The 12,702-nt window shown below is 33.7% G+C and carries 6 protein-coding genes and 1 pseudogene; 2 read left to right on the forward strand and 5 right to left on the reverse strand.

The window, feature by feature from the left end:
* Nucleotides 1–871 precede the first annotated feature (871 nt).
* The gene (locus DRZ93_RS13485) at nucleotides 872–1,033 is read left to right on the forward strand and encodes a hypothetical protein (RefSeq protein ID WP_172457992.1); all 162 of its coding nucleotides are present in this window, start codon (nucleotides 872–874) and stop codon (nucleotides 1,031–1,033) included.
* A gap of 21 nt (nucleotides 1,034–1,054) precedes the next feature.
* Nucleotides 1,055–1,703, forward strand: a pseudogene (locus tag DRZ93_RS13735) (aldo/keto reductase family protein).
* A gap of 103 nt (nucleotides 1,704–1,806) precedes the next feature.
* Here DRZ93_RS13735 and DRZ93_RS02115 read toward each other — a convergent pair.
* From DRZ93_RS02115 to DRZ93_RS02135, 5 genes are all read right to left on the reverse strand, one after another.
* A complete protein-coding gene (locus DRZ93_RS02115) occupies nucleotides 1,807–3,639 on the reverse strand; it encodes an AAA family ATPase (protein ID WP_172457995.1) in 1,833 nt (610 codons plus the stop codon).
* A gap of 403 nt (nucleotides 3,640–4,042) precedes the next feature.
* Entirely contained in the window at nucleotides 4,043–5,905 is a 1,863-nt protein-coding gene (locus DRZ93_RS02120; RefSeq protein ID WP_172457996.1) for an AAA family ATPase, read from the reverse strand.
* Between the two features lie 291 nt (nucleotides 5,906–6,196).
* Nucleotides 6,197–8,824 carry a hypothetical protein gene (locus DRZ93_RS02125; protein WP_113745700.1) on the reverse strand — a complete coding sequence of 876 codons (2,628 nt, stop codon included), beginning with the start codon at nucleotides 8,822–8,824 and terminating at the stop codon, nucleotides 6,197–6,199.
* On the reverse strand, nucleotides 8,814–10,562 hold the full coding sequence (locus DRZ93_RS02130) for a DUF2357 domain-containing protein (RefSeq protein WP_113745701.1): 1,749 nt from the start codon (nucleotides 10,560–10,562) through the stop codon (nucleotides 8,814–8,816). The genes DRZ93_RS02125 and DRZ93_RS02130 overlap by 11 nt, the downstream gene beginning before the upstream one ends.
* A gap of 10 nt (nucleotides 10,563–10,572) precedes the next feature.
* Entirely contained in the window at nucleotides 10,573–12,687 is a 2,115-nt protein-coding gene (locus tag DRZ93_RS02135) for a hypothetical protein (protein WP_113745702.1), read from the reverse strand.
* Between the last annotated feature and the right edge of the window lie 15 nt (nucleotides 12,688–12,702).

Here is a 12,702-nt window from a genome sequence, read left to right on the forward strand (position 1 = left end):
TACAGGCCAACTCCTCTGGAGCTTAGAGTGAATACTGCTTTGCCATTTTCTATTCTGACCATTGGATATTTAGCTCTGTCCTCATCAAGTGCTGCCTCAAGCATCATCTGCCACTGTCTAAAGATCCTATGCCTACCTCAAGAGATGCCTCAGCCATACTCCTATTATAGCAGCCACCTACGCAGATGATATAGTAATTGAAGCGAATAAGGGGCAGATATAGGGAGTTGTGAGCAAAAAATAAGGCAGATCTCAGGATAAAGATAGGAGAAAATATTTAAACAGGACAGGGGTATAAAAAGCAAAATCCGGAGATAGGGGATAGGGGTGAAAAAATTAGTATACTTAAAAATAAAAAGATCAAATATAAAAGTAGAAAATCCTGATCTTTAAAAGAGCAGTTGCGATGAGTCTCTTATTTTATTTATAGAGCCAGACTCTTTATAGCACTGTCTTGGAAATTTGGTAAAAAAACAGCCCTACGTTAAAAAAATAGGCATAAATTTTAATTTTTCTCACTCTACTCCCCCTTTTTGCGTAAATATAGGCTATATTGGCCGTTTATAAGCTATCAATAGCTAAAAATCCGGTATAGAATATCTGTGTGTATATGTATAGAGAGCGCACATTGTATAAATTATATGCATATGATGTGTTTCTTTAGTGACGTATATCTTTATACACGTTTTAATAATCAACTTCGCATAATTTATATTATGTAAAATAGACATATGAATATATGGTGGCATAGCTATATTTATGGTCATCTGTGATCATCTATACAGATGCATCAATTTTATTATGTGGCAATCTTAGCCTGATCTGCGTGTTATACTTATTTGAACTAAATTGACAACTTAATGATACATCAATGGATACATATATTCAGACATCGTCAGGATTCACATCGGTCAACGATGTGTATGCTCTAAGTGACGGCAACACCATACCATGTCTGGGCTATGGCACCTGTGGCACGTTTGATGAAGATATAGATGAAGATATACATGTCTTAAATGCCATCAGGACCTGATACAGATATATAGATATAGCATTGACAGCTACCGTTGGACGAGCTTTAAAACAATGCGGCATTTCAAGAGATCAGTTTTTCCTTACAACAAAGGCTCCAAAAACCGATTTAAATGCCATTCGTGCCAGAAAATACCTTGAGCAGACCTTGCGCGATCTGCAGACTGACTATGTGGATTTACTGCTGATACACTGGCCACGCAACAATAAAAGCAGCAACTAGAAACACGAAATTAATGAAACCTGGGCCGAATTTATCAAATTCAAGCAAGAAGGCCTGGTTAAATCAATAGGAGTCGCTAATTTTATGCCACACCATCTGATGGCTCTGCAAAGCTATGTTATGCCTGTTGTTAATCAGATTGAGCATCATATTGGCTATATGCAAATCCCCACCATGCAGTACTGCAAAGAAAGAAATATACTAGTAGAAGCCTGGTCTCCTTTAGGCTGTAGCTCGCTTATTGATGATGAGATTTTCAAAGAAGTAGCCGCCCAATATAATGTTTCAACAGCTCAGCTTGCCCTACGCTTCTGCCTGCAAAACGGCACACCTTCCTATAGCTAAAACCTCTAATATAGACAGAATGCAGGACAATATAAATATCTTTAATTTTAAGATTAGCGATGAGGAGCTAAGTTACCTGCAGTCCCTACCTCAGCTATCCTAGCTGAAATTGCACCCATATCTGGCTATGCCTTAATTATAATTCTGATTTAAAATCTATGCGCAAGATTAACATTAAAATCAATATAATCTTGCGCTTATTTATATCAATCTAATTTTGCAGATTTAGCTATATTTCCTAAAGATAAAATCTTACATCTTTTCTTGTAAAAACCTATGCCTATGCCATATACGTGAGTATATTGTTCATTAAAAAGATCTGCATATTTCTTTTCCATGATTTGATCTGTAGCCTCACTAGCCGCCTTTAGACAGTCTTCTGTTGCAGCTCTTTTAAACTCTAAAATAACTGCTCTATCATTTGATGAGTCTTTAAGAATGATATCACTATAGCCAAGACCACTTTCACTCTCATCTAACATAGAGATACCACAATCGGTTACAGCCTCTATCAAAAGACCCTGCATAAAACCATGATAGTATTGCTCATGACCTGAGTGTCTAATGCTTATATAGGTTTTTAATACTGTATTGATAATATCCTGAGCCTTGGCAATATCATTACACAGTAATGCATCTAAAAGATTATAACCCTGTGCACTCCAGGTTGCATCGTCCTCTGAATATAAAACACCAAGCCTTTTTTCAAAGGCCTTTCTTACCTCATAATTTGGTATTTTAACTCTGACATTGCCTCTTAGTGCTGAGTCATCAGCTAAGGTAACATAACCTGTCTGCAGCAGCATAGTGCTAAAGGCATTAAATTTCAGACCACTTTTAATATCAGGATAAACAGTAAATTCAGATAGCTCAATGTCTATTGATTTGCCATCCATTAAGTCCTGTAATTTATCAATATTACCTTGCTTTTTAGCCTCAATTGAGTTTTTAGTATACAGAGTAATAATGTCATTGCCTGAGGTGTTGACCCAGAAGGCCTCAGGTTCATTGCTGCCATTTTGTTTTAATGCGGCACAATACTTCATTAAAGACCATGGGCAGTAGATATTATCATTGCCAAATCTATAGCCACCGTACCACTTTTTAATCTCATCTTCTTTAGACTCAATCCCAAAGTCACTAAGAATTTTATCAGTCTCAGAGTGTGTAAATCCAAAGAAGGTGGAGTAAATATAATCTTCTACAGAAAAGACAACATAATTATTGGCGTCACCTCCACCATATATACTTTGATAGATTATGTTTAAAGAGCTGGTAATAATGCTCCTATACAGCCAGCCATCGGGATCCTGTTTAAAGGTATTGATACTTATATTTTTGATAATGGCAAGCATCTTATCATAATAAGGTTCCTCTGCCTCAACTGCTTTTTGCAGTGGAAAATCATAATCATCTAAAAGGAATAAAACCTCTCTGCCAAACTCTTTGTGCAGCATGTGCGCTAACGTTGGTATAAAGTAGCCGCAATAAGTAACAGCACGGCATAAATTTTCTTTATCACATAAATTACTATTGCATTGACTGCTAAAGGTTAAGATATCTTTAAAATACTCAATATAAACATCCAGTTGTTTTCTGCTTTGTGTTAGAAAATAAAACTGATTATAAAGCCTTGCAATTATTGGCAGTGTTTTCTCTACAGCCTCATAAAAACATGAGCCCTCAATACCTTTAAATGAAACATAGATAACAGGAAACTGCCCCATAACTTTATCGCGCAGCTCTTTGTACTCATCGCGCGCCACTGCAAGGTTACGGCTATTATCTATAAAGAGTTTTTGCTGATAGGACGTGTCCCCTGGGTTTTTATAGTTAAGCTCACAAAAGGCCTTAATCATGGACAGATTCATAGTTTTGCCAAAGCGACCCGGGCGGGTGATGAAGGTGTTTTTCGCACATCTTTCCATAAAGAGAGTGTTAAGATAAAAGGTTTTATCTACATAATAGGCATTAGATGTAATAAGCTTTTCAAAGCTCTCACAGCCTAGCAATGCGTCTGGCAGTTTATGCATGTCCATAATAAAACTCATTTATTTTATATAAAGTGCATTAGTAATAATTTGTTCTTTATACAATCTTACTATAGAATCAATATGACAGAAAGTCACAAATACTTAAAAAGCTAATGATCTATGTAAAAAAATATAAAGTTTGCTTCACTGTATTTAGTTTTATGAGTTTTAGCAGCATATGAAGATCTATGTATTGCTCAATTGATCAGTAGGCCTTTGCCTGTTTTTCAATATTGTTAAGAGATGCAAACTTATATAATGTCTGACTCTTCTTGTATCAATATGGCACTTTATTCCTATTATACTAGCATTTCTTATAAATTAAAATGCTGGCGATTTATACTTGATAAAGCCAGCTTACAAGGCGATATGTTTTACCATTTACTTGTGTAACGCCTTTATTTAAAACTTATATTTTCTTGTTGATTTTAGCCATATTACCTATAGATATGACTTCACACCGTTTATGAGAAAAACCAAGTCCTATTCCATAGACATAATCATTATAATTGAAGAGATCATCATAATACTGTCTATACTGCAGCAGCACAGATGCTTCTTGAGCAGCCTTTAAACAGTTTTCTTCAGATCTTTTAAACTCTAAAATGACTACTTTATCATTAGAACTATATCTAAATAGCATATTGCCACTGTCAAGATCTTTATTTATAGTCTTTTGATCTTTTATATAAACCTTACCTCTCGATCTGGCATTATTTAAAATACATTGAACAAATCGACTATAATAATCTTCAGACTCTTTAACATAAATGCTTATATAAATGCTTAAGGCATGGTTTATGATGCTTTGAGCTCTATTTATATCATTTGACGATAAGGAGTTACATATATCTGTACATATATTGTACCAGTTGTCCTCGCACTCTCTTTCTGAAAGAGTACGTCTTATATTTCTGACATAAACTGATCTTATATCTAAATTTGGTATCTGAACGTATACATCTTTACCAGGTTCAGTACTAATTATTCCATCAAAACTGTTATCAAAAGTCAAATAGCCCCTATCTAATAAAAAAGATGCAAAAGAATCAAAGCAGTATTTATCTTTATAGCTTGGAGCCTTATCAAATTTAACAATCTTAATCTTTACAGATTTTCCATCTAATAAGTGCTGAAGTTTATCAATGCTAATCCTATCCTGACTGTCTATTAGCTGCTTGATAAAGTTACCTATTATCTCTCCGCTTATAGAGCTAAAGCTTAAGTATGAATCAGGTGTTGAATCTTTATGGTTTATTAAACGAAGGCAATGTTGGATCACTGCCCATACGTTATAAATATAATCAGTTCCAAAAATATAGCCGCCATAATATTCTTTAAATTCATCTATTTTATGTATCAAATTGAATTTAGATAAGAAGTTCTCAGTTTCTTGCTGTGTAAAGCCAAAGAAAGAAGTAAAAGGCTCATCGTTTATTTCAAATATAGTAAAATTACATTCTTTATTTATTTCTTCCTGATAGTCTATACTGGCAGAACATGTAATAATACCCTTATACAGCCAAGGGTTTTCATCTTTCTTAAAGCTGTTTACAGATAAATCTCGGACAAGAGACAGCATTTGTTCATAATAAGGATTTTTGGCCAATACAGACTTTTGAAGAAGTACATCATATTCATCTATAATGACTAAAACCTGCCTGCCGTAGGCTTTATACAATAATTTGCCAAGAAATTGAATGAATTCAACACAATAAGTTTGAGCTTTTGGTATCAATTCATCTTTATTTGTAACTATAGGAAATAAATTATAAAATAAGTTATATATCTCATTAAAATGATCTTTTTCTTCAGCAGATATTTTATTACTATCTAAAATAAAAAGAAATCTTGAATACAGACTATCAAGTTGATTTAAAAACATTGTGATAGCATCATTAAAGTCATTATCATATATTCCTGCAAATGATACATATATTACAGGTAACTGACCCATTACTCTGTCACGCAGATCTTTATATTCAGCATTTGCTATAGCAAGATGGTTGGGATTATCTATAAAAAGCCTTTGCTGATAAGATGTGTCACCTGGATTTTGATAGTTTAACTCACAAAAATTGGCAATCATAGACATGTTAAGTGTCTTACCAATACGTCTGGGCCTTATAAAAACAAAGTTTTGTATATCACATGAGTCAGAAAATAAATAATTTAAAAATTGCGTCTTATCAACGTAAGAGCAAACTTCTTCAGCGTAATGGTCAAAATTAGAATAACCTACGTAAAGCCTTGGTATATCTTTTTCTTTCATAGTATCACCTTTGTGCAGTCCCTGCTGTCTGATTAAGATAATAACTATTCTTTGTAGCCAGAAATTGCATAAATTTCTTGACATACAAGCCAAAATAAGGACTAATGTAAACTAAGATAATCAATTTTTTACTATCTGTTTTACTTTGCCCTAAGCCTACCTCAATCTTAAAGAGTTATAAAAGAGTTATAAAAGAGTTATAAAAGAGTTATAAAAGAGTTATAAAAGAGTTATAAACCAATTATTAAATATAAAAAAAATAAAATCAAGATTGAAAAAAGTATACACTTCTTATTGTCGGGACTCTGTCTCCAGAAGCTGCTCACTTATAGCAAGAATATCCTTATCTGATCCTTTAGCCTGTAAAAGACTAATAAGATTTTCTTTTATATCTCTCAAGCTTATAATAAAATCATTATATCTAATTAATGATTTTTCATCTAAAGTTAAATCAGTATCTTTAAGCACCTTGTTGTAATCATTGTTGTAACAATCAATAACTGCAGATAATAGAATATCAATATTGTTTATATCTGACTCATTAGTTAAAAAAGATCTACCATTTATATTTTTTCTATACCAGAGAACATAGATAAAAATAGAAAACGACATATTTACCTTTTGTTGTCCGACAATTCTTATAGAATTCTTCTTTTTGTCTATCTTTAATTCTAACTCTTTTTTATTTAAAGTTTCTTGTAAGAAATTTATAGCTGTACTATACATAATATCCTTTAATCTTTCAGGAAAATTAAAATATTTACTGTCAGGATTAAATAACATAGGATTACGCATCACGAGATAGCGACATACCTTCAACACACTGTATTTATTCTCTTCTCTTGCCTGATATTCAGTTAGTAACAACATAACCTGTTCAAGATCATCTTTACTCATGGCCTTAGTTAAGGCATCTAGCATATAAAAATAATCATTATTTGTAACTGAACTTTGTTGTAAATAGCTATATATTTCTTGCTTTAAAGTTTCTGAAGTACGCCCTCTATCAATTAAAATTAAATTTTTGATCTGATCTTTAAACCCCTTTGATTCGATTTTTTGCTCATTATTATACTCATCAATTTTATCAATAAGGCTCTGTTCAACTTTTGAATATTTATTATAATAGCATTTATAATAAGAATTATTTGAGCTCTTACTGCTGGATACAAAACGATTTAGATAATTTGATTTTGAACTGTAAGATAGTGTAATTTTACTTGAACATGTCAGATCCAACACATGATAGTCACTATATCTAAGTTTTTTATATTTAAAAGTACCTTCATACAGCTCCTGATGTTCCCTATCAAAGGCAACACTTATACCACTTTTTGGTATAAAATCGTTATCTTTTTCATCAAGTGACTTAATAATAACTTTTATATAACCAGACAGCAGTTTTTGCTCCAGATATACTTCTACATTGATATCATCATCAACTTCCTTCTTAAATTTTTTAGGTGTTGCCTTTAATACTTTAATATTCTGTTCCTTAAAAGATTCTTCTTTGGCTTTATCTAAAGCTTCTTGATTAAATTTATTATCATTCGATATATAAAGATTGATCTCTAAGTTTCCTTTTTTGAGGATAAATGGAATGTGTTCAGACGAACATATGTCTGTTGGTTCAATATATTGCTCATTAATCAGAACGACTGCTTCATAGCGCTCCTCGCGTTCATTTGTAGCAATATAAGAGACTTTATCAATTTTCTCTTTATATGTCGGCTCCCTATTTTCCTGCCTTTTATTAAAGACAACAGCTCCATATGCCATATTTGTGCATGTTCTAAATGTTTTGCTGAAATTTCTGTTACTTACATAATCAATGATATATCTGCTTATAATCTCTGATTCTATAAGTGGTCCTGTACATAATACAGTTTCACTGCTACACCTTCTGGCAATTTCATCTCTTATAAGCTCATAGATATAGCTATTGTTCTGACTCTTATAACCTACATCCTTTATGTCATTATCTTTATATATATCATCTATGAGATCAGTATATTTGATGTCAGAAAAATCACTCTTTGACTCTAAAGAAACTGTTTTATATTCATATTGATCATCTGTATAACAGAATAATGTGTTAATGCTGTTGGCCCTTTGCTCTTTGCCCCACACGAAACTAAAGCGGTAGAATATCTGCCTTGCAAATTTATCTTTAACAGACTTTTCCATATATGGATACTGGCTGTTTATAATGTCATTAACCAGAGCTATGGTTAAGTCTGTACCATTAATAGGAATCTGATTGCTTTCATACACAGCCTGATGGCGTTTAGGAACTGAATAAAGCTTTGAATTATGTTCTACTTCCTCAACTCCATATTCAATAACGTCTATACTGTCAGGACCTACATATAATACAGATATGCTATCTGATCCTGTCTGTGACTGATTTATACTTTCATCTTCATAATATGCTAGAAGTGATGCAACAGAGCGCCATACTAGCTTAAGATCATAGCCATTAAAGGCTCTTAGTAATGCATCCTGTTCACTTACACCGCAGGTATCAGGAATACATAAAACTATAGTGTAATTCTTTTTGAGATCGTGAATGGAAATCTTGTCTTTAATATCAGGATTTGAGTTTATGCTTTCTTTGATAGTTTCTAATATATATCTGCATAAAAGATTTGCCTGATAACTCTTTTCATCACTAAGCTCAAGCTGCTGCCATAAAAGAGCAATCATTTTGCGGCTATTGCTTTTTTGGTTATATGACTCTCTATCCAGACTCAGCCCTGTTTTATCAAATTTGGCTGAATTTGAGTACATATAAACCTTATTATCGAAATCTTCTATAACTACGCTTGGAATATAATCCTTTATGCCAATATCTACATCGTCAATATAGATGCCATCATTGATACCAAAGACACTAACGCCAATTACTTTATTGTGCATCTATCTGTCCCCTTATAAAGCCCCATATTGTCTTTTCCATACTGTTTACGGCTCTAATCCAGCTTTTAGGATTTAGCTCTATCTGAGAGATATATACATCATCCTGTATAACCTCTCTGACTCTGTGCGAGGCATTCTCAATATAAGTGTCTACACTGACTATAAGCCAAGGTAAAATATCATAATTACTGCTGTTATTTACTACAGCCTTTCTTAAATTTGCCAGATATTTTTTAATCTCATCACCGCCGTCTGTATTTACAATATTGTGCATGGTATATACAGCAAGAGCATATTTATTTTTCTCTTCTTTATCTTCTGATATTTCGCTAAATACTATATAGGTTGGAGCACCTACATCAAACAGATCCTGCATATCCATATAGCAATCAAAGCTGTTTAATAGCGATGCATTTGAGATAATCTCAATGGAAAACAGCTTTCCAAGCTTATTTAGAATAAAAGGGCCTGCATTGCATGATGCTTTTAATCTGTGAGAACCTCCTAATAGCTCCTGACTTATATCTGTTGAAGATCTTGATATTACATTTACAAAAGCACCACTGCCTAAAGGATCTGTACCTATATTGGTCATAGCTACATTTAAAAGCATATCAGCAATATCCTGAAACAGATTCTGCTGCCAGAGTAATGTTTTTTGTATATCCTTTTTGGAGTTTATAAGCTCAAGATAATAGTGCCAAATTTTTTTATAATATATATTCTGCTGCAGAACAAAATTTGGTTTTGGCAATGAAATCTGTCGCGGAACTTCAGCAAGATTGGCATTGTTATATATAGACAAACAATTGCTCTTAAATATTTTTAACTGTTTTATAGTATTTGATACAAATGCCATATTCCTGCTTTTGGCATATTTGCTGTAATCCCTTAAATATCTGTCAATTTCAATATTGCATCTGTATACAAAATCTTTAAGGACCCTATTTTCAAGCATGTTATAGCTTTCAACTTTGGCTATGCCAAGCAGCTGCATATTACTGCTTCTGGCCTTCTCCTTAATGCTTCTGCCTTTAATTTTTAAAAGAGAAGTAAGACATTTGGCATCAAGCTCATTGATTCTCTCCACAGGCATCATGCGTCTGGTTCTGGTTAAGTTTTTTCTAAGCTTGTGCTCAAGAGAGACTATGGTCTGTGATAAATTCTCCATGATCTCAAGTATTTTAGATCGTACAGGATTGTCATCATTACCACAAAAGCTCTGAATAATATCCTTAAGATAAACAAAACGTACTATATTTTTGGCAAAGGAGTTATATTCAGTATTTCTCTCAATAATATAATCAAAGAAGGTCAGCCAGTCGTCTATATATGAAAAATCATCGGCATTATTGATAACTGGAAGTACTATAAAACCAAGCTCGGAATCTTTAAATCTTATTTTAAACTTTTCCCTTCTTTCTCCTGCTCCTGTCTTGGCATTTTCATTAAGTTTATAGCTGTTCTTAATACTGCCTGCCATTAAAACGCATGGCAGTGTATAAATAGCTGTATCGGCAGCCTTTGCTGCATAAAAATGGGCATCTCTTTTAAAGATTAATCCTGAGTCTTCATGAATGAAATCAACTTGAATTCTTTCTTTGCAAACACCTGATACCTCAATAAAATACTGATTAAGTCTGGTATTTGTTAAAAAATCAAGATCACTCCTGCCTTCAATTAAATTAGCATCAGACTCAATACTCCAAGGATATCTGATTAAAGAACAATGCCCCATATACTAAATCCTAATTGCCCCTATCTACACCAAACCACATAAACATTCCAAGATCAGAACGTCTGGCTGCATTAAATGCCTGGTTTAAGTTCTCATCATCAGTAAATGCAATTGCATCAGAAATAGTATCAAAACACTTTATATTGTTCTCATCATCAACCTGCAGTCCGCGCAGCTTAGGTATAATCTTCATCTCAATCTGATCAGCAAGAGCAAGCTTGATATTGTCCTTATCTGGATATCTTAATATATACTCATTAATAGAATTTCTTACACGATAACCAAAGCCTTTACCAATATATCTGAGGGCAGTATTGATATTGCCAATTTTTTCTATACAGTCATCAAGTTCAGATGTAGAGTCTTTATTCTCGCACTCGCACCATTTTTTGAATGTCGACAGTGACAGGTTATATTTTGTTTCAAATTCATTAAGTCTATTATTACGAGATTTTGGGGCTAATGAACTTGGAGCACCGAAATGCAGAACATTAGATCTGTCAAGAACCTTATCTGACAGTGCAAATGTTGACTCATCCTCATTCATAGTACCGACAAAAAGTACATTCCCGCCAATACTGAAATTAATATTGTCAGATATTCTGATTCTTGAGTTTTCATTATTGATGGTTCTTAGCTCAAGCTTTGATAAAAACTCAGAGAAATAATATTCAATGCGGGCAAGATTCATCTCATCTAAAAGCACCAGAAGCATTCTGTCTGTAAGTTTTTCAGATGGAGTTAAGTTTGCCTCTTCACTGAAGAAATACAAGGATTTTACAAGATCAGTGGCCTTATATTTATTTTCAAGGAAGTTATAAAAACCAAGCAGATCATCAATTGAGTCCCAGCGAGGCTGCACTGCAACGTGCTCTTGATACATGCCAAAGAATTTGGCATAGGCTGTTGGCAGCAAGGTTTTACCAGTTCCTGAAACACCAGCAAGAACGGCAATTGGATTTACATCCTGTACTTTTAATGAAGTGTGAAATGCATTAATGATTCTGCTATTAAATATAATACCGTTATCCTCAAGATGATCTTTAAAGTCAGATAAAGCACTCTCCTCTGATAAGCCATCATCGAGATTATTTTTGGCAAACTTATTTTGTATGGCTGCAGGGCAGTCATCAAAATCACTATAAGCTCCCTGTTTATTGGTGCTTAGATTTTCAAGCTCATGCTGTTTTTTAGCAATACGCTCCTGCAAAGAGTTTAATTTAAACAGATCCTCTAGTTTGCTCTCAAGAGACTTGTCTAAAGATGCATTATTAATCTCGCTTTCGCTATGTTTTATCTGTTCGTTTAAAGAGTTAAGCTTATCTTCAAGCTCCTGTTTCTTATCAAGAAGCTCGCTGATTTTAGCATCAAGATTTGAAATATCTTTTTCCTGTACCCCTTTTTGCACCATATCATCAACTTTCTGGAAAACTGAGTCAACAGCGCTTTGTACATGGGCAAAAGTCTGCTCCTGGTTTAACTTGTCAAGCTCTAACTCCTTTTCTTTTATCTGTGAGTCAAGTTTTTGTATATGAGCATCAAGATTTGAGCTTTCTTTTTCATTAACCTCATTTTGAACAAGCTCATCAACCTTCTGGAAGACTGAATCCATAGCCTTTTGCACATGAGCATAAGCCTGATCCTGATCAAGCTGCTTAAGCTCTTCTTTTTTCTGCTTTATCTTTTCATCAAGCTCGTCAGCCTCAAGACTCTTTCTTTCCTCTATAAATTCCTTTAAAGCCTCACTTTCGTTGATCTGCAGCTTAATATCACTAAGATGCTTTAATTTGGAATCAATCTCCTCGGTAAGGCCGCGGGCAACGCCTATTAATTGCTCATTAGCTTTCTGCGTTGCTTCATTTTCCTGCGCCAGCTTCTGTTTACTGGCGATTTTCTCTTCAAGATTTGCAAGCTCTTTTTTCTTCTCTTCAACCTCACTTACAATATCAATAGTTTTTTTCTCGCCATCGCTTAAATCCTTAAATCTGTAATATAAATAGCTATTACCGTTACTGATGGTGTAGAACAGATATATAATCGCCATAAAGAAGAAAAGTATGGCTATAATTCCTACAAAATCCCAGACTTCTAATGCGCTAAATACGCTGGTTTCTTCAGTGCTCATTTTTTCCCTCTTTAT

It is taken from the genome of Anaerobiospirillum thomasii (assembly GCF_900445255.1).
Lineage (GTDB): Bacteria > Pseudomonadota > Gammaproteobacteria > Enterobacterales > Succinivibrionaceae > Anaerobiospirillum_A > Anaerobiospirillum_A thomasii.